We start from the raw sequence: 17,622 nt of genomic DNA, 5'->3' as shown, positions 1-17,622 counted from the left end.
GGATTTGTGTGGTGCCACCAGACGCTTCCCTGTTCGTCTCGCATCTACTCGTCCTCGCCGTCGGATTCGACGCCGGGGCCCCATTCGTCGGGGTCTTCCGGACCGAACCGGTCGGTCGCCGCCTGCGCGGTTCGGATCGAACTGAGCGTCGTTTCGACATCGTCGACGTCGCCGATGGCCCAGTAATCGCCGCGGTGGCGGACGAGGTCGCGGTCTTCCAGTCGGGAGAGGACGACGCCGACGCTCCCGCGGGCGACGCCGGTCGCGTCGTGAATCTCCTTCGGTGTGAACGCCCGGTCGGGAGACGTCGCGAGAAACGAGAGGATCTCCGCCGCGTTCGTTCGGCCCCGGGCTCTGAGTTCCTCCGCGGGTCCCTCCTCGAAGCGTTCGATATCGATGGGCATACACGCCACTATGTAATCGAGTGTAATAGGTGTAATCGGGACGAATCGGACCGCCGCGAGAGCAGCCTCCCCGCGCGGGAAGCACCGTCGGATGACCCGCTCAGACCCTGCCGGTTTACCACACCTGATTCACATGCGACCAAAGAGAAACCTACCCTCCATCGCGGCGAGCCGACCGTCCTCGTCCGAACGTTCGGTCCGGAGCGCCACAACGCCGATCCCTGCGGCTGTCCACTAAGCCTCCCGGACGTCCAGGCGATGAACAGAAACTAACTCGACGTGTACCCCAAGACCCATAGTGTTAGAATCCCAATGGTTGCGCATGTCCGACCGGTCGGTGTCCATCGAGTTACGTCCGGAAGAACTCGACCTGGTAGTGATGTCGCTATCGCTGGCCAGGAATAGTCCGGAGATGCGTCGAGCGCGCGAGGTGGACGCGGTTATCGAATCGGTTCGGTCGCAAATCGATCGAACCGGGGACCGTCACTCCCCGTTCGACGGCTAGCCAGCGTCGAGATCGGCCGATCGCACCCGGCTGCACAGCCGGACACCACGAGCATCCCTCCTGATCGACTCTAACGTCCCTCCGGATCGACTATCTCGCGACGTCGATCACGGCGGTTCAATCGACGAAGGGTGGCGACGAAAAAACGTCAACTAGCCAAAATCTATTTGGGGCGAGCTGACGCCGGTCTAGTCGAAGGCGAACGCGCATGACGTACACAGCGACCGTCGAGAGCGGGTCAGTCGAGGTGACGAAAGCGCTGTCTGTGAGCGCCGCGGGCGCCGGGAACGTGGCGTTCAAACTCGAATCCGCCGACTCGGCGCCGGTCACCGTCAGCGTCACCGAGGCGCTCCCCGGCCTCAAAGACGTCCAGGTACCCGCGATGGACGGCGGGGAGTGGTCGGTCTCCGGGTCGACGGTCGAGTTCGCGCAGACGCTCGGGCCCGGCGACACCGAATCGACGATGTGCAGGTTCCACACCGACGATCCCGACGCCGTCGCCGACGCCGTGCGTCCGCCGCGAGTGCGGGTCCAGCAGCCGGCCGACCGGGACGACGATGAACCGACGACCGACGCGACCGGTGGCTTCGAGTTCGGCCGCACCTCGCCCGCGACCGACGGATCAGCACAACCGCTGATCGACCGAACGATCAATGGACGATCCGACGACGCCGGATCGCGGGCCCCCGACGACGCGAGAGTGACCGCCGACGGCGGCACCGCGCTGAACCGGGCGACCGACGAGACCGAATTTTCGATGCCAGATGACGAGTACTCCACGGCGGAGCTCGTCACGGCAGAAGAGACGCCGGATCGGCGAGACGGATAGCCGTCCCGACCGAAACCGGGGCTCTTCCGCCGACACGTTCACGAGACAAAGAGCACGCGTTCGACGGCCGATAGATCGGTGTGGCGGGTGTTCGGTATCGGATACACGAGGTACCCCGGTCAGTTCGTTCGGTTGTCGATCGCGCTTCGTCGACGCGTCCAGAACGTGTGATAGAAGGAGCCCGCGGCCCGGTTCCACCGGACGACGGCCGCTCGTCCGATCACTTCGACCTCACGCCAGTCGCTCCACCACCGACCCCACCACAGTCGCTCCACCACCGACCTCACGCCAGTCGCTCCACCACCGACTCCACGCCAGTCGCTCCACCACCGACTCCACGCCAGTCGCTCCACCACCGACTCCACGCCAGTCGCTCCACCACCGACTCCACGCCAGTCGCTCCACCACCGACTCCACGCCAGTCGCTCCACCACAGTCGCTTACTGTTCGACGAAGTCCTCCTCGATGTCGGACCCGCACGTGGTACAGAGGTTCGGCTGCCACGGTACGGTTTTTCGAATCGGTTCCTCACCATCACACTGCGGACAGTACGCTGTCAGATCCCCCATTTCAATCCCCTGACCTGAATGCGGTGTCAAGGTACATATAGTTTGGTGATTGAGCCAACTTCGTCTAACAAATCAAGAGATAGAGCAAATATATTCTAGATATCCGATCTCGACCGCCAGAATACGAGCGGCGCCCACGGTGTCGTGACAGAGCGAGCGCTGTGACGACGTATCGAGACGGACCCCGCCACACCCACCTCGCCAGCCCCTGTCCGCTCACGCTCACGTCCAGTCGATAACGACTAGCCCACCCAGAGAACGGCCGTGCGAGACCTCTCGCCCGTTTCACCCACCATCGACATCCCAGTAGCCGAGCGAGTTATCGGAGTCACGCTGCCGGGGAGACGAATCGTCCGGGAGCCGACGCGCGATGCGATGGATCCGACCACCCACGCTCGACGACCGACACCGAGGAGAACGCGTTACTATCGTCGCGACCGAATAGTTAGAGCGATGGCGCCCACGGGCTCGTCGAATCGGTGGACGTCGGTGTTCCGACGACTCGAACGTCGCGTGGCGAACCCGCTGATTCGGTCGATACTTCGGTCGCGGGCACACTGGATCGTGAGCGGCCGGCTCGCGCTCGTCTCGTACGTCGGTCGCCACAGCGGACGGCGGTATACGTTTCCGGTGGCCTACCACGAGCGCGACGGCGCGATCGTCGCGATGACGCCGAAGCGAGAGACCGACTGGTGGCGAACGTTCCGGACCGGTCGCGAGTGTCGCGTGTGGCTCCGCGGAACGCAATTTCCCGCGACGGGATCGCTCGTGACCGACGACGACCGGGCGTCGTTGATCGCCGGATACGTCGAGAGACACCGACTGCTCGGACGGCTCCTCGGCGTCGAGAGCGATCCGAACCCGCGTGCCTCCGCCGAGGCCAACGACCACCTCGCCGTCGTCCGATTCGACCGCCACAAACGCCGCTAACGCCGCGTCCGAGACGACGGTCCGGTCGTCCAGAGGCCACCGTTTTTTCCCGCTCACGGTCGAGATGTCCGGTATGGCAGAACGCGACCAGGCGGGGACCGCACGCTACGTGTTTCGGATCAGATTCCGCCTCGAGCCCACGCAATCAGCGGTGACGACGGATCCCGCGACGTTCGAGACGAAACTCTACCGGACGGCGGACCCGCCCGGAGAGAGCGGCTGGCTCTTTTTCCGCGACCACCTCTGGCGGGGACGCGTCGGCGACGAAGCGCACGTCCGGCGGCTCGCCGAAGCGGCGCTCGATGTCCCCGTGGTGTCGGTCTCGTTTCGCGAACTCCAGACGGATCGGGCGTATCTCGACGCGCTCAGGGCGGCGATCGGCGACCAGCTCGACGCGTTCAAGGCGGAGACGGTCGACGAGGCCGTGACGAAGTACCTGGGGAGTTCGATCCACGTCCGCTCGTCCGACACTCCCTGAGGCCCCGATCCACCCGGAGTATGACCGTACGAGTACAGTGGCGATCGTCGCCGACGATCGGCGACTCCGGACCGTCGCCGACGGCCTCGGTGCGACGGTGACCGGAACGATCGGCGTGATCGTCAGGGCGGTCGAGGAGGGGCTCCCGAAAGCCGACGCGAAGACGATCCTCCGGGACGTCGACTCGCACGGCTTGCACCTAACCGCCGAGTTGCGGGAGACGGCGGTGGAACTGATCGAGGCGGCCGGCGAGTGATAGGCCGCGGACGACGGCGACGGATGATGGCAACGGCGACCGTCGGCTACAGAAAAGGCAGGTCGAGTGCCTCGGAGTTCACGCTCGGTTGTATACCCACCTGGTGGTAGCGTGCTCGCTCGACAAAAAACGATCCCGGGAAATCAGTGCCCGCATCACCAGGTGACGGGCGAGGGACACCTGGTTCGGGGTATTCGAACCCCGATCGCTCACTCGCCGGGCGGCTGGAGTTCGCCGATGGCGACGAAGGTGTAGGGTTCCTCGACGTCGAAGTCACCGTAGAGGACCACGGGCGTGGGTTGGTCGGCGCCGGCGAACCGGTAGATCTGCCCGGGAACGAACTCGGCGTCGATACCCTGCTCGGTCACCGAGGCGTCGGCCGTCGCGGCGTCGGTCGCCTCGTCGCTCCCGGGAAGCGGCGGCGCGACGGGCGCGTAGGAGGCCAGGCGAATCGTCTCGGTGTCGACGTCCTCGGCGGTGAGGTCGTGTCCGTTCTCGGGGAACGTAAGCGACGCCGTCACCCGACCGCCCGCGTCGCCGCCGGGGCCGTCGAACGAGACGTCCATCGGGACGACGGCCGGAACGGCCCGCGGGTCGTCGTGAACCCGCAGGTCGGCGACGTAGGTGTCGACCACCGCCCCCGACAGCGCCCCGACGCCGATCGCCATCCCGAGGAGGTCGGCGTCGCCGTACCGGTCGACGAGATCCGCGATCGCCTCGCCCTCTTGCAACTCGAGGGCGTAGCCGCCGATCTCTTCGAGTTCTACGTTCACCGCCTCGTCGTCGACGTCGACGTGTTCCGGATCGAGTTCGATCGTTCGCCAGCCGTCGGCGGTCAGCTCGCTCGAAACGTCGCGCGTCTCCCACCCGTCCGTCGTCTCGCCACCCCCGCCGCGAACCGCTACGATGAGGGCATCGTCACCAGTCTCGAGGAGACAGAACACCTCGTCCGTCGCCCCCTCGCCGACGGAGCGATCGTAGGAGATCGCTCCCGCCTCGCTCGCTTCCTGGAGCGTCAGTTCGTCGGCTCGGAGGTCGATGCCGGCCGCGGCGTAATCGCTCGTTTCCGTTCCCCCGGAGGTGGCGTGGACGACGTCCTCGCGGCCCTCCTCGGTCGGGTCCGCCGCCGGCTGGATGGTGTTCGACAGCTGTGCGTCCATGTCGGTGTCCCAGACGAACGCCTCGGTGCGATCGGTCTGTAACACCGACTCGTCGGGCCGGCCGCGCTCGTCGTCTTCCGGAGGTCCCCGATCCTCGTCGTCATCGTCTCCGTGTTCGTCCGCGGCGGTCGCCCCCATCGCGCCGCCGAGAACGACTCCCCCGCTCGCGAGAACGATCGATCGACGGCTCCACCGCGCGCCCGTGTCGGAAGGTCTCTCGGTCATAGTAAGCATCGGATCTGTCTACAGACCGTGCTGTAAACGGCTGGTATCGTCCGGTGAACCGTCAGCAATCGAAGACCGTAACGGCGACTGCCACGTCGTCGACCGGAAAAACCGACCGAGCGCGTGGTGAACGATGCGGCGAAGTACGACTAGCCGCCACGCCTGGCCGGGACACAATCACCGCTTTCTCCGGCCGACGGACGGTAATCGGGATGTTAGCCGGCGGCCCCTATCGCCGGCGAAGGCGTGCGACCGCGCGCCCGATTCGGCTTCGACGGTCAAACGTCGCTGCATTCGATCCCTCCCGGTCGAGTCCCAGCAACAGCCCGACGAAGAGTCCGAGTAACACCGCCGAGACGCTCACGCCGCCGAGCGTCGACGTCTCGAACCACATCGACACCAGCAACGCGCCGCCCGTCCCCACGACGTAGCCCGTCCAGAGCGTCCACCGCGCTCGAATCCCCTTCGCGAGCGCGTACCAGATCGACCCGACGTAGAGTCCGCCGACGATCACGCCCAGACCCAAGGGAATGTGCAGAAACGAGTTGTGGACGTCGAGCGCGCGCATCTCGTCGAACCCGACGCCCCACAGCGGCGCTTCGGACAGCATCTCGAGCGCTTCGACCCAGCGGTAGACACGCCCCAGGAACGTCGTCTGCATGACGTCCTGGACGTGACCGATCTGGATCGCGACGTACGTCCCCGCGACGAGCGTCGCGACGGCACCCAGCGCGAGTCGGCGATCGACCGCCGAGAGCAAAATCGGCAGCCCGACCAGAAAGCCGGCGAAGGCGTGGTCGCCCTCCGCCAGGACGAATCCAACGAGACAGATCGAAAGCGCGACCAGCCAGATCGCTCGGCGCCGCGCGAGGAGCGTGTAGACCGCCGAAAGCGTCCCGACCAGCATCACGGTCGCGTACGCGTTCGGGTTCTGGTAGACGGAGACGGTGCGGTACTCGCCGTATCCCATCACCGGCTGACCGACCCACTGGGGAAGGTCCATCGTCGTCGTGTGATACCCGTAGACGAGCGCGAAGCCGAACACCGCGATACCCACAGCCCCGACCGTCATCCCGGCCGCGAACGTCTCCGGGCGGGCGGCGACGAACTGCGGAAGAACGATCACCGTCGCGAGCACCGCGACCGGCGTGGCGAGAACGTAGAGTAACAGCTCCGGATGCGGCGAGTGAATGTACTGAACCACCAGTCCGAGCCAGTAGCCGCCGATCAACGCGAGGAAGACGCCGTCGGTCGTCAACCGAACGCTCGTGAACACCACGGCGTAGCTCGCGACCAGAACGAGCGAGCCGGCCGCGATCAGGTAGCCCTGCTCGGCGGGTATCAGCCACGACGTCGGCGCGCTCGCCACGAGAACGACGAGCACGGCCAGAAGCGGGTAGCGCCGAGGGAACGGTCCGTCGCCGGCGACCGTGGCGGCCTCGGGGTCGTCACCCGTCGGCGCGGCGGCCTCGAGTGCGGGCGCGTCGGTTCTGTGACCATCCACGTCGATCACCGACCCCCCATACGTCTAGCGGGCACGCCAGCCGTGTGACGCTCGATACAGAACGGCTCGACGGGGTCACTCCGTTCGACACGCCACCAGCCGACCATGCCCCAGGCTGGGACTATGAGCCTAAAATAATGGAGCGACTACAGGGGTTGATCTCGAGAACTACGAGATGAGACAGAACGGAGACCAGTGAGTTTTCAAGAGAATCACATTCGTACCCTTGAAAGTGTCAAACAAATTCCTAACACGGCGTACTGGCACTCACCAGTCATCGCAGTACTCGGAGAGCACCTGATCGAGTGCAGTATTGTCTTCGAAGCTATCTGTCGCGTGCAGTATCGAAAGGTAATACTCGTCCGAGAAGTGTTCCATGAAGGAGTGGCGGACGTCGTTTTTCACCATCTCCATCTCGCGAGAGATTCCGTCGTGCATTCGTGGCGTCGCCAGATCGACCGACACGACGCGAACGACGTTCGGGAAATTTGTCATCGTTTCCGCTTTCCAGTCGATCGCCCAATCCGGTGCATCGTCAGTCTGTGCGTCGTAAACAGCATGAACGAATCCGTCTATATCGTCGATCATGACGTCCGTGCTGTCGACGATCGATACCTTCTGACCGAGGATTCGCTCCATCTCATCGAAGTATTCATACGCCGGCGGCCAAAAAATCGCGTAGAAAAGTCCGCCGACGGATGTAAGCAGATCAAGTCGGGCTTCCTCAAGCGCCTCAATTTCGGACGTTTTGAACCCAAGGGACCGAAGCCACGACCGATCGCGTCCGGCCCGCTGTCGAACACTGAACGAGCACGTGATCTCGTCGCAACCACCGTGGAGTACCCATGCGGCCGTCACCGGATCGAGAATACGGTGGCGTTGATTCAGTCGAAGCGTCACCTCTCCGTCGGGCTCAGTCCGTTGTAACGTTTCAAAATCCGTATCAAAGGGATTCAGCGTAAAATCGAGCTCGTCACCAGCGGCCGTTGCTTCTAGGGCCGCCCAGTACGCTACTGTTTCGTAGTCGACAAAACGGTCGCCAGCATACTGACGGTTTATCAACTGGCCCGGTCCAATCGACCTGGTCGTCCCACGAAGAGCATGAAAAGGTGTACGCAAATCGTGGACCGGTAATGCGCCCGTCAACCCTCTGATCCACGGAACCTTCCGCTGGATCAACCCGAATACCTTGTCGAGGGTGATCCGAATACCATCGGTTCGGAGAGATTGTATGCCCCGAGACAATAGTGAATTCGGTCGCTTGTTGTAATCTGACCGGTAGAGTTCCCAATTCCAATCTTCGGTCGCCTGTGAGTAATTCTCCAGCAACTCGACATCGCGTTCGTCCTTCGGTAGATCACGAAGCTTCTTGTACGAGAAAGCAATTTCCGGTCTGACAACTTTGAACCCGTCGACGACGTCGTGGTAGGTGTCGTCTTCAATGAGTTCATCGTCTGATAGTTCTATGGTGTCGTACCGTTCCTCGACCGCACTGACAAAACCGTCTAGTGAAGCGAAATCGACCCGATCGCGCTTCGAAGAGTGGATGCAGACGTCGATGTCGCCGTGTTCGCGGAGCCCACGAACCGAGAGCGAGGCGCTTCCGACGAGACAGACGAGTTCCGGATCGATTCCGTGCTCGTTAAGGATCGCCTCGAGCTCCTCCCGGCCCTCAAAGTCCCACGTGTCGTCCGTCGGAACGAGATCCATCGATAGAGGATATCAGTCAAAAGATGAAAGCGGTTTTCATCTACTCGCCGAAAATCTATAGGAGTCAGTCGGGAGAGTTTTTGGTACTGTGTCGCAACTGGATGGCATAGGCAACTATCTCCCGGGAAGACTCATCCAAGGTATATACACAATAGAGCAACATGGCAAGTGAATCATCCCTCTCGAAGCTGGTCCGGCACCTCCGTACTGACGGGATTCGAACTACTGCTACCGAATCACTTAGATACGGTCGGAGAACGATAGCAAGTCAATTTGAGGGACAACCCGGATACTACCGACTTCAGCGGCGACGCCTTGAACGGCAGTACGATCGGGAAAAAATATCGCCCGTCTGGGTGGATCCAGCCGACATCACCTATCTCACAGGAACGTACGAAGAGCGAGAGCAAGGCCACCTCGATTACGTTCCGCATTTCAAACCCCGGGAAGCCAGTTGGGCTTACCTCCCCTATATCGAAGAGGTCCCATACGGCGTCACTCGTAGTGGAGACTGGGACGAGTCTCGAAACGAGTTCGATCAGTTGTACATCGTTCGCGGGGCGAGAGAACGGTTCTTGGACGAGAAATCCTGGGAGCAGACGAGTTATTACACGGCACTCTGCGAGGCGTTTCGAGAACGAGGTCTGAGCGCCGAGGCCGCAACAGCGCGCGCTATTGACCGCTGTGAAAAACTCGAGCGCATTTATCAACGGATTACAACACACGGCTATCGCTCACAAGCGAAGCTGAACGGACACCCTCTTCATGAGGTGACGATTACCGTCGGTCGGAACGGAGAACTCCTCTACAATTGTGAGGGGCGCCATCGCTTAACGGTCGCAAAACTGCACGATATTGATGCGATCCCCGTGCAGGTATTAGTTACCCATGAAGGATACGATGGCGAAGTTGGTTATCAGGATAGAGATGCGCTGCGCGATCGGGGAGAATCAAAATGAAGATTTCACAATTACCCCATCAACACGCTCGACCGCAGCTATCGGTATCGAATTATTATTCACTCGGTGAATCGACTACGAACGAGATACTATGAGTGGGTACAATCGGATTGAACAGACTATCGGAGGGGTTCTCAATCGATTCCCGCGGACCAAATCCGCCGTCGAGTCGGTCTACCAGCGGACGAACTACTACCTACACGCGGATCGGGACTTCCGATACAATCTTCACGAGGATGCGACACTCCAGACGGCGGAGACGTGGGCAAGCTGTCCAGACCAAAAATTTTACCATTCCAAGGGCTACGGCGGGCGGTACGTCGGCTTCTTCGATGTTTGTCCGTGGGACGAAGGGATGGGGCGGTATCTGCTCCACGAGGCCAGCAATGAAGGCGGTCGTGCGGAAATTATCTGTCTCTCAGAAGGTGGTGCAATATCGATCGGAACTACGCGAGCGTGGAACTATCAGCAAGGTAGTCGGACACATTGGCATCCGACCCGAGACAAAGATATCCTCTTTAACGACCTCGACGACGGAGCGGCGGTTGCGCGACTGGTTACCGTCACAGGTGATGTGATTGAAACGTACGACCGACCGGTCCAAGCCGTGGATCCGACCGGAGACGGGTTTCTCTCGGTGAACTACCGGCGGTTGGATCGAAATAGTCCGGGTTATGGTTATGGCACCGACGACGGTTCAACACTCCGCTCACCGGACGAGGACGGCATTTTCCACTTATCGTTCGACGGGAATGAGGAACTCTTGATACCCTACACCGACCTCCTCGGGCAATCGGATTCGACGGTTTCACACGAACGCCACTTTATTCATCACGTCAGGTACGCACCTGACGGCGAGCGGTTCGCCTTTCTTCACCGATGGCGTGATGGAAAGCGAGAACACACCCAACTCATGGTAACCGAAAGCGACGGATCCGTCAGCCTCCTGCTCGAGAATCGATTTCTCTCGCACTTCTGCTGGCTCGACCCGGACAGGCTTTTCCTGTGGGGCGGATCGGAAAGCTTCGGTCGTGGATACTACATTGTTAACGTGGCCACGGACGAGATCTCGTATGTTGACGAACTCGACGGCTTCGGAGATGGCCATCCATCCCTCTCGCCAGACGGCGAGTGGGTGGTGACGGACAGCTATCCCGACCGCCGCCGTCGACGTTCGTTGACGTTGTTTCATCTTGCGAGCGGTCGAACGATCGACCTCGGTGAGTTTTTCGCACCGTTTGGCTTTGATGGAACTCGTCGATGTGACTTACACCCACGATGGAGTCCTGACGGCCGCTTTGTCTCGATCGATTCCGCACACGACGGGACGAGGCGGTCGTACGTAATCGATGTACGCGATTATATTTCCGACGGTTAGCGGAGTGGGTTGAAATTACGGGGTAATGACAGTCTCAAGGAGTGCCTCGAAAGATTCCAAATTGAGGAGAATATCCTTGTTTCGGGCTCGGCTTGCAGCCCCAACTCCTTCACCGACGATAGCCCGATACTCGTGCCCGCAGAGTGAGGCTAATTTATAATATGGTGCTTTGACAACTTGGTTGAATAGCTCAATGACCGTGAGATTGTTGCCCCAGCACATTGCGGTCAATCCTGCGCCGTGAGGACCAATGATTCCCTTTGCTCCACGCATCATCGCAAGTTCATCTTCCAACGAAAGTTCTTCGAGACGAATCGGTTGGATACCTAGTCGCTCAAGAATCGGTTCAATCTCGTTGAAATTCGCAACACGACGACAGCGATTTGCGTGTTGTCGAGACAAATAGAACCACCTCGAATTGCCCGAGTAGGCATCTACGGTTTGAATTATCCGGGAGTCGACCCATTCGAGAAGCTGCGGAGTGGGTTCCGGGACTGTTGGTAGAATTATTCTCTCAAGTCGTAATGGTTCACCATCCCATCGAATAATATCGTCGGTCGTGTAACCACAGTGTGCCAGAAATTCAAAGACAAATGATGGAGCGTTCGAACCCACAATTAATTTGACGGTACGACCAGTCATATATTCGTAATGTTCGATATTTCTGAGTTTGAATACCTGCTCAACAATCCAGTGATAGTAGTTCGGGGAGTGATGGTACAAAATTGCCCCTGTAGATAGTGATGAAGTATCGCCTACAGATGAGCCGTGACGAAGTGCCGAAAATAGGAGTTTCGGCCGGTTAATTATCGCATTGTTCAACATCCACCGGGTCCGATCATCCCGTTCAGAGAGAGTATCTGCGGTAGCTTGACCGTCAGAAGTAATTACAGTAGCATGTGGACCAACAAGGAGTACATGATCAAGTTCCAGAACGAACTGTGATTCTAACGTGTAGGAAGGTGTATCCACGTACTTCAATTCAGTTGATTCGAACTCCGGAGGTGTCAAATCAGGAATCAGATCCGAATTGTCGCAAAACGGTGACTCTATTTTCCAAATGGAATGTTGACTCGACTGATTCAAAATTGCTGATTTCGTCAGTAGTGCGTTTTCATAACTGCCAGATGAAGATATCACTACACCAGCACCAAAGGCGAACGAGCAAACTCGCTTACTTAACCCAATGAGCCCTTCCTTCCCATACCAATTTGATATACCGGCGAATAGAGAATTATTCATTGTTAATCAGGTAACAGGACAGTTCAATCGGCCAAACCATATTCAAATGGAAGGCTGTAATTATCATCACAAGAAGTGTGATATGTGTATATTTAATCGTACTGTCCGAAAACGGCTTCCGATACGGAAGACAGCGGTTAATTTGACGAACCGAAAATGAGTCATTGGGACAGGATTAAACGGGTATCAAAGTAGGGGTTGTGGTCTGCTTCAGGCACCAACAAATCAGAAATGTCGATTGTAACTTTGCCAAAGCGAGTGTGGAACCGCATTAGTGAGGATGGGTTCCAAGGATTATCGAGGTCCGTTAATTTTTATCTCAATCAATATATTGATTCGTGGATATGGCCACCCGCGACCACTATTTCACACAAAATACGATATAGATCGGGCGCACCAGACCCATTCAAAACCATTCAAATAAACCCTCAAAAGGTTACATATTTGCTGACCCCACACTTCTGGGATCATCTTTCGCGATATACAACACACGTCCGCAGTGGAGGCTGGGACCAGCGTATTAGTAACAAGGAGGTCGTGGTGTCAGGTCGACACGAAGGGTTTGAACAACCTGTGTGTGTCCCATTTGATAATTATGTCCTCTATCAATCAGTGAAGGATCGTATTGGGTCAGGAACACCATGGGAAGAAACAGAACTATACGAACGGTTACGACAATCGGAGTTTAATTACTGGCAAAAATATGAGTCGTTAGAAGCCGTCGACCAAACCCTTTCAGACATCGATTCCCTTATTGGAAGTATAAAAAGAGAAGGATATAAGCCACAGACCCCAGTCACAGAACACCGACATGGTTCACTCCGTCGACCAAATTACCTGCCGCCTAAAGCCCATGAGGTTGCAATTAACATCGGAAGGGATGGAAATTTGATTTTTGACGATGGTCGACACAGATTTGTTGTTGCAAAAGCGCTCGGAATTTCAGAAATTCCTGTACGAGTGTTTGTTCGACACGAACAGTGGCAAGCGATTCGTTCCGAAGTGGCTACAGCTAGTCGGGTCACGGATCTGAGTACTCGAGCAAAAAAACAGTTGGATCATCCAGATATACAAGAAGTGGCCGGCGAATTAGTGTGAGATAAGTAGTGTCGCATTGTAAGACCAAAATGAGTATTCGAACTGGTACGCTTCTGACGTTCACCTATTGGAGTTATATGAGTGTCCCAGAAATATGGTCAATGATACACCGGTGTATAAGGCCCAAACAAGACACCTATTTTTCTTTTGCAAATTAATTGAATCCTATTTTGGACAATGAAAATCGGCCAGACCTCACTCGTCGTCTTCCTTTCGAAAATCCTCGGTGCAGCGATCGGGTTCGTCGGGACGGTCTACTTCGCTCGCGTGCTGGGTGCCGAGGTGCTCGGTCTGTACGCGATGGTGGTCGCGCTGGTTTCCTGGCTGGTGCTGTTCGGAAAAATTGGATTCACGAGTGCGATCACCAAGCGGCTGAGCGAGGGTGACGACCAGGGCGCCTACATGATCGCGGGCGTTCTCGCCATCGCGACCGTCGCCACCGTGCTCGCGATCGGCGTCCTGCTCGGACGGCCGTACGTCGAGGCCTATACCAGCGGCGTCGAAGCGTACGTCGCGGTATCGGTGGTCTGGTTCGTGATCGCGATCGCCGTCGCGAAATTGCTATTCTCAGTCGTGCGTGCGTTCCTCCAGGGACAGCATCTCGTCCACATCGCCGGCGGCCTCGAGCCCGCAAAATCCGGAGCCAAAACGATCATCCAGGTCGGACTCGTCGCCGCGGGCTACGGTCTTCTCGGAATGTTCGTGGGATACGTCGTCGGTGTCATCGTCGTCGCGCTTTTCGGCCTCGTCTTCGTTTCGTTCAGACCACAGCGACCGACCCGGAAACACGTCCGGAGCCTGTTCGACTACGCGAAGTTCTCCTGGCTCGGCGGGCTCAAATCCCGGGCGTTCAACGACGTCGACATCGTCATCCTCGGGGCGCTGGTCCCCGCCTCGCTCGTCGGCATCTACGCCGTCGCCTGGAGTCTTTCGACGTTTCTCAACCTCTTTGGCAGCGCAATCAGCAAATCCATGTTTCCAGAAATTAGCGAGCGATCCGCCACGGAAAGTCTCGACGCGGTTTCGGGGTACGTCGAGGACTCGCTCGCGTTCGCCGGCCTGGTCGCCATCCCCGGACTCGTCGGTGGTACACTCCTCGCAGACCGTCTCCTTCGCATCTACGGCCCGGAGTTCACCCAGGGAACCGAAGTCCTCTGGCTCTTGCTCGTCGCGGTCGTCTGCTACAACTTCTTCAAGCAGCTGTTAAACGCGTTGAACGCCGTCGATCGGCCCGATCTGGCGTTCCGGGCCAACGCCGTCTTCATCGTCAGTAACGTCGCCCTCAACGTCGTTCTCATCGTCCAGTTCGGGTGGGTGGGTGCGGCTATCGCGAGCATCGTCTCGGTCGGGATCGGCCTCGCCGTATCCTACGTCATGGTGACCAGCCTCCTCCCGTTCACGCCACCGCTCGCCGAGATTTCGAAGCAGGTCGCCGCGGCCCTCGCGATGGGGTTCGTCGTCGTGAGCGCGGAGTTCGCAATCGAGACGCTGACCGCGTTCGATCACAATTTCGCGATCGTTTCCGTCCTCGTCGCCCTCGGCGCGGCGACCTACGGCCTGGTCTTACTCGCCATCTCCGCCCGGTTCCGGACGACGATCGCGCGCAACCTCCCCATCGAGCATCCGCTCATCAGCCGCGTGCTCGGGCCTTCTCGGTGAGAGACCTCGGAATCGTGCGGCGACTATCGGAGGACAGTCCGCACCCGTACGTCGGAACTGATCTCCGAGTCATCGGTTCGTTCGTGCGGGTGGAGCGAACATCGATACGTCGTCTCATTCGACGGCGACCCGAGTCCCGTGGCAGGACCATACCGGTCGTCGGGAACCGCCACCGGTTCGATTCTCGAACGGCGAATCGATCGCGTCGGGGTCGACGGCGTCGTACAGGGAACGGAGTCGATCGGGTCAACGTCGAGGTGGGTCGCCACGCGCTCGACGATTCGAGTCGACGCGTCGGATGCTCGGTTCGCAATGGTGGGCAGGAACGATCAGAGAGTGGCTTAAATGAGACGGATTCCAATCGAACGGTATGGTAACAGTTGACGACGTGTTGTCGTTGCTCAACGACGAACGGCGGCGGTACGCACTCTACTTTCTCTCCGAACAGGACCGACCGGTTCCGATAGACGAGGTCGTCCGAGCCGTCGCCGAGATGGAGACCGGTTCGGACGGCGAGCCCGACGAATCGACGATTCGGGACGTCGAATTATCGTTTCATCACAACCATCTCGACAGAGCCGACCGGTACGAGTTCGTCTACTACAACCGCACGGACCAGACGATCGAGATGTACGAATCGCCGACGAAGTTCGACGTGATGCTTACGGTCGCGGAAGTGTTCGAACGCTGAACCGGGAGACCCACCGAGGCGCCGCTTCAAGTCGCAGAATCGTCGATGTCGGTCCCGCAGTCGACGCAGAAGTCGGCTTGCCACGGGACGGTCGTTCGGATCGGTCGCTCCTCGTTACACTGCGGACAGAAAGCTAGCTGTTCCCCCATTTTATTCCCCCACGGTTCAAAGCGGCGAGGACACACATAAAATAAATGGTGCTGGGGAAGTAAGACACACAGACGGAATAATTCGGAAGTTATTCGTAGAATCAAAGGCAGCCTTCCCCGGACACCGACAAAACGGTCAATACGGTGGACTGAGTATCGATCGAGTATGACCGATTCGCGCGCGGCGACGGTCGCCCTCGTCGTCGCGGCCAGCGTGATGGCCGTACTCGTCGCCGGTCAGGTCCTCAGGTTCGTCAGCCGGATGCTCTCGTGGGGGTTGCTGGTCGTCTTCGTCGTCCTGCTCGCGTACGCCGCCTACGAACTCACCCGGGGCTGGAACGAGGCGGCAGACGCGGAGGCTGGAATGACGGAGCGGTGGACCGACGAGACAGCGCGTCGCGAGTCGATCGACGAGGAGGTCACCGACGCCGAGCTGGACGCCGAATTCGACGCCCAGTTGCGCGACCCGGAACTCGAGACCGAGCTGGACGAGCTCGTCGAACGCGAATACGAGTAGCGACGTCGAGCCGCGAGCGGACCGGTCGGTCACGCACCGATTACTCCGCGGTAGGCGCCGCGGACGCGGATCCACCGGGGCGGTTCGCGACCGGAGCCGAGGGGGACGACCGGGTACTCGGCGTGGACGAAACCGGGCTCGAACGCGCCAACCGAAACGGACGGTTCGCGAGTGCGATCACTCATGGAAGCCGGAAACACCCGCTTACTAAACTCTCGTGACGTCGGGCCCGTTTCCATGAAGCGACGTTACTTCCTCGTGGCCGGGGCGACCGCCGTCGTCGCCGGCTGTGCGGGTGCGGGGTCCGACGATGGGGACGAACCGGACGTATCGAGCGGCGAAAATGACGGTGAATCGGATCGAGGCGAGGACGACGGCGGAACCGATCCCGGCCCGAGCGACGGGGAGATCGAAGCGGCCATCGAAGATGCCGAGGCCGGCCTTGCCGCCGCGATGGACGAGATCGACGCCCAGACCGGCGGGTTCGCCGGGCTAGACGCGACTATCCCGCTCGACAACGAGCCGATCCTGGCCGAACTCGAGCCGGCTCGGGCGGCGATCTCCGAGATAACCGACGCGGACCTGCCCGACGAACGGGAACGAGTCGTGACGGGCCTGAATCGGGCGACGCGGTTCGTCTCGGCCGTCGTCGAGATTCAGCCGGCGCTCTACGACCTGTACCACGACGTCGCGGACCTGATGGAAGACGTCGAAGCCCGTAACTGGGCGGCCGCCAACGACGCACGCGGCGAGATCAGCGACGCCATCAACGACCTCGAGACGGGCGAGGTGACGATGGCGTACATGGGCGCCAGCGAGGCGGGCGCGATGGAGCCGGTCGAGGCGCTCGACGGCGACGCGGTCGAGGCCCAGCACCAGCGCGTCAGCGCAGAACGGAGCGCCATCACCTCGATCGTCTCGGGCGTCAGAATTCTCCGGAACGGCGACGACGCCCTCGAGTCGGGGGTCTCGATTCTCTCGAGGCGTTCGCCCAGCGACGACGATCTCGAGACGGCGATCGAGGCGTTCGAGGAGGCGGTCGAAGCGTACGGCGAAGCCGCCGACCGCGCCGGCGGGGCGGGTCTCGCCGGGGCGATCCAGTGGTTCGCCTGTCACGGGGGTGCGCTCGAATCCGCCGCGAGGACGTACGAGGAGGCCGCGCAGTTGCGCGAGGACGGCGACGATGACTGGGAGGACGTCGCCGAAGACGCGGAGGAGTACGTCGAGGATGCCGAGGAGTGTGAGTTGTCGGTCTGAGAGACCACCGATCGGATCGAAGCGAGCACTCAGGGGAAACACAGGGCTCCGGCCTCGAGTGAGGATGAGTCGAACCAGCTTCGGTGACGTGATCGACGGCAG

Annotated in this window: 20 protein-coding genes; 10 read left to right on the top strand and 10 right to left on the bottom strand. The window is 59.8% G+C overall.

The annotated features are described in order from the left end of the window. Positions 1-44: 44 nt before the first annotated feature. Positions 45-404: a MarR family transcriptional regulator gene (locus NKH31_RS08785; RefSeq protein ID WP_254864767.1), complete on the bottom strand. Its 360-nt coding sequence runs from the start codon at positions 402-404 to the stop codon at positions 45-47. Positions 405-1,117: 713 nt separating this feature from the next. Between NKH31_RS08785 and NKH31_RS08780 the strand changes: the two genes are divergently transcribed. Then, on the top strand, positions 1,118-1,738 hold the full coding sequence (locus NKH31_RS08780; protein WP_254864766.1) for a hypothetical protein: 621 nt from the start codon (positions 1,118-1,120) through the stop codon (positions 1,736-1,738). 119 nt (positions 1,739-1,857) lie between these two features. Here the strand turns inward: NKH31_RS08780 and NKH31_RS08775 are convergent, their stop codons facing one another. Together NKH31_RS08775 and NKH31_RS17680 are read right to left on the bottom strand one after the other, a co-directional pair. Further along, positions 1,858-2,013, bottom strand: coding sequence for a hypothetical protein (locus tag NKH31_RS08775; protein WP_254864765.1), 156 nt, complete (start codon positions 2,011-2,013; stop codon positions 1,858-1,860). 165 nt (positions 2,014-2,178) lie between these two features. Further along, positions 2,179-2,307 carry a hypothetical protein gene (locus tag NKH31_RS17680; protein ID WP_256547922.1) on the bottom strand — a complete coding sequence of 43 codons (129 nt, stop codon included), beginning with the start codon at positions 2,305-2,307 and terminating at the stop codon, positions 2,179-2,181. A gap of 489 nt (positions 2,308-2,796) precedes the next feature. Between NKH31_RS17680 and NKH31_RS08770 the strand changes: the two genes are divergently transcribed. From NKH31_RS08770 to NKH31_RS08760, 3 genes are all read left to right on the top strand, one after another. Further along, positions 2,797-3,237, top strand: coding sequence for a PNPOx family protein (locus NKH31_RS08770; protein ID WP_254864764.1), 441 nt, complete (start codon positions 2,797-2,799; stop codon positions 3,235-3,237). A 73-nt stretch (positions 3,238-3,310) separates the two neighbouring features. Continuing rightward, positions 3,311-3,715, top strand: a complete 405-nt coding sequence (lwrS, locus tag NKH31_RS08765) for an LWR-salt protein (protein ID WP_254864763.1) — start codon at positions 3,311-3,313, stop codon at positions 3,713-3,715. Between the two features lie 37 nt (positions 3,716-3,752). Beyond that, entirely contained in the window at positions 3,753-3,971 is a 219-nt protein-coding gene (locus tag NKH31_RS08760) for a PIN domain-containing protein (RefSeq protein ID WP_254864762.1), read from the top strand. Between the two features lie 209 nt (positions 3,972-4,180). Here NKH31_RS08760 and NKH31_RS08755 read toward each other — a convergent pair whose 3' ends face one another. The 3 genes from NKH31_RS08755 to NKH31_RS08745 all read right to left on the bottom strand — a co-directional run bounded on the left by NKH31_RS08755 (position 4,181) and on the right by NKH31_RS08745 (position 8,189). After that, on the bottom strand, positions 4,181-5,356 hold the full coding sequence (locus tag NKH31_RS08755) for a hypothetical protein (RefSeq protein ID WP_254864761.1): 1,176 nt from the start codon (positions 5,354-5,356) through the stop codon (positions 4,181-4,183). 229 nt (positions 5,357-5,585) lie between these two features. Continuing rightward, positions 5,586-6,860: an O-antigen ligase family protein gene (locus NKH31_RS08750; RefSeq protein ID WP_254864760.1), complete on the bottom strand. Its 1,275-nt coding sequence runs from the start codon at positions 6,858-6,860 to the stop codon at positions 5,586-5,588. A gap of 267 nt (positions 6,861-7,127) precedes the next feature. Beyond that, positions 7,128-8,189 carry a hypothetical protein gene (locus tag NKH31_RS08745; RefSeq protein ID WP_254864759.1) on the bottom strand — a complete coding sequence of 354 codons (1,062 nt, stop codon included), beginning with the start codon at positions 8,187-8,189 and terminating at the stop codon, positions 7,128-7,130. 737 nt (positions 8,190-8,926) lie between these two features. On the opposite strand from NKH31_RS08745, the gene NKH31_RS08740 reads away from it, so the two are divergent. Next, positions 8,927-9,529, top strand: a complete 603-nt coding sequence (locus tag NKH31_RS08740; protein ID WP_254864758.1) for a hypothetical protein — start codon at positions 8,927-8,929, stop codon at positions 9,527-9,529. 808 nt (positions 9,530-10,337) lie between these two features. On the opposite strand, the gene NKH31_RS08735 is transcribed toward NKH31_RS08740, so the two are convergent. Further along, positions 10,338-10,637: a hypothetical protein gene (locus NKH31_RS08735; RefSeq protein WP_254864757.1), complete on the bottom strand. Its 300-nt coding sequence runs from the start codon at positions 10,635-10,637 to the stop codon at positions 10,338-10,340. A gap of 285 nt (positions 10,638-10,922) precedes the next feature. Continuing rightward, the gene (locus tag NKH31_RS08730) at positions 10,923-12,149 is read right to left on the bottom strand and encodes a glycosyltransferase family 61 protein (RefSeq protein ID WP_254864756.1); all 1,227 of its coding nucleotides are present in this window, start codon (positions 12,147-12,149) and stop codon (positions 10,923-10,925) included. Positions 12,150-12,689: 540 nt separating this feature from the next. Here NKH31_RS08730 and NKH31_RS08725 point away from each other — a divergent pair. The 3 genes from NKH31_RS08725 (at position 12,690) to NKH31_RS08715 (ending at position 15,597) form a co-directional block, all read left to right on the top strand. Beyond that, a complete protein-coding gene (locus tag NKH31_RS08725) occupies positions 12,690-13,247 on the top strand; it encodes a ParB N-terminal domain-containing protein (protein ID WP_254864755.1) in 558 nt (185 codons plus the stop codon). Between the two features lie 177 nt (positions 13,248-13,424). Beyond that, positions 13,425-14,906 (top strand): oligosaccharide flippase family protein, encoded by a 1,482-nt coding sequence (locus NKH31_RS08720; protein WP_254864754.1) that lies wholly within the window; start codon positions 13,425-13,427, stop codon positions 14,904-14,906. A 370-nt stretch (positions 14,907-15,276) separates the two neighbouring features. Beyond that, positions 15,277-15,597 carry a DUF7344 domain-containing protein gene (locus NKH31_RS08715; protein ID WP_254864753.1) on the top strand — a complete coding sequence of 107 codons (321 nt, stop codon included), beginning with the start codon at positions 15,277-15,279 and terminating at the stop codon, positions 15,595-15,597. 26 nt (positions 15,598-15,623) lie between these two features. Here the strand turns inward: NKH31_RS08715 and NKH31_RS17675 are convergent, their stop codons facing one another. Further along, positions 15,624-15,746, bottom strand: a complete 123-nt coding sequence (locus NKH31_RS17675) for a hypothetical protein (protein WP_256547921.1) — start codon at positions 15,744-15,746, stop codon at positions 15,624-15,626. Between the two features lie 166 nt (positions 15,747-15,912). Here NKH31_RS17675 and NKH31_RS08710 point away from each other — a divergent pair, with 166 nt between their 5' ends. Beyond that, positions 15,913-16,263 carry a hypothetical protein gene (locus NKH31_RS08710; protein ID WP_254864752.1) on the top strand — a complete coding sequence of 117 codons (351 nt, stop codon included), beginning with the start codon at positions 15,913-15,915 and terminating at the stop codon, positions 16,261-16,263. A gap of 29 nt (positions 16,264-16,292) precedes the next feature. Here NKH31_RS08710 and NKH31_RS08705 read toward each other — a convergent pair whose 3' ends face one another. Further along, complete coding sequence (locus NKH31_RS08705; protein WP_254864751.1) at positions 16,293-16,448, bottom strand: hypothetical protein; 156 nt, start codon at positions 16,446-16,448, stop codon at positions 16,293-16,295. 52 nt (positions 16,449-16,500) lie between these two features. Between NKH31_RS08705 and NKH31_RS08700 the strand changes: the two genes are divergently transcribed. Then, a complete protein-coding gene (locus NKH31_RS08700; protein ID WP_254864750.1) occupies positions 16,501-17,520 on the top strand; it encodes a hypothetical protein in 1,020 nt (339 codons plus the stop codon). Positions 17,521-17,622 lie beyond the last annotated feature (102 nt).

Source organism: Halovivax gelatinilyticus, assembly GCF_024300625.1.
Lineage (GTDB): Archaea > Halobacteriota > Halobacteria > Halobacteriales > Natrialbaceae > Halovivax > Halovivax gelatinilyticus.
The sequence above is the reverse complement of the archived record's forward strand: the minus strand, read 5'-3'. Positions and strand labels throughout refer to the sequence as shown.

What these genes read in the sequence shown, in the direction of transcription:
- NKH31_RS08720 (WP_254864754.1), top strand. Translation starts at nt 13,425, where the DNA reads ATGAAAATCGGCCAGACCTCACTCGTCGTCTTCCTTTCGAAAATCCTC.
- NKH31_RS08735 (WP_254864757.1), bottom strand. Translation starts at nt 10,637, where the DNA reads ATGGCCATCTCCGAAGCCGTCGAGTTCGTCAACATACGAGATCTCGTC.
- NKH31_RS08730 (WP_254864756.1), bottom strand. Translation starts at nt 12,149, where the DNA reads ATGAATAATTCTCTATTCGCCGGTATATCAAATTGGTATGGGAAGGAA.
- NKH31_RS08700 (WP_254864750.1), top strand. Translation starts at nt 16,501, where the DNA reads ATGAAGCGACGTTACTTCCTCGTGGCCGGGGCGACCGCCGTCGTCGCC.
- NKH31_RS08705 (WP_254864751.1), bottom strand. Translation starts at nt 16,448, where the DNA reads ATGAGTGATCGCACTCGCGAACCGTCCGTTTCGGTTGGCGCGTTCGAG.
- NKH31_RS08785 (WP_254864767.1), bottom strand. Translation starts at nt 404, where the DNA reads ATGCCCATCGATATCGAACGCTTCGAGGAGGGACCCGCGGAGGAACTC.
- NKH31_RS17680 (WP_256547922.1), bottom strand. Translation starts at nt 2,307, where the DNA reads ATGGGGGATCTGACAGCGTACTGTCCGCAGTGTGATGGTGAGGAACCG.
- NKH31_RS08710 (WP_254864752.1), top strand. Translation starts at nt 15,913, where the DNA reads ATGACCGATTCGCGCGCGGCGACGGTCGCCCTCGTCGTCGCGGCCAGC.
- NKH31_RS08715 (WP_254864753.1), top strand. Translation starts at nt 15,277, where the DNA reads ATGGTAACAGTTGACGACGTGTTGTCGTTGCTCAACGACGAACGGCGG.
- NKH31_RS08780 (WP_254864766.1), top strand. Translation starts at nt 1,118, where the DNA reads ATGACGTACACAGCGACCGTCGAGAGCGGGTCAGTCGAGGTGACGAAA.
- lwrS (WP_254864763.1), top strand. Translation starts at nt 3,311, where the DNA reads ATGGCAGAACGCGACCAGGCGGGGACCGCACGCTACGTGTTTCGGATC.
- NKH31_RS08755 (WP_254864761.1), bottom strand. Translation starts at nt 5,356, where the DNA reads ATGACCGAGAGACCTTCCGACACGGGCGCGCGGTGGAGCCGTCGATCG.
- NKH31_RS17675 (WP_256547921.1), bottom strand. Translation starts at nt 15,746, where the DNA reads ATGGGGGAACAGCTAGCTTTCTGTCCGCAGTGTAACGAGGAGCGACCG.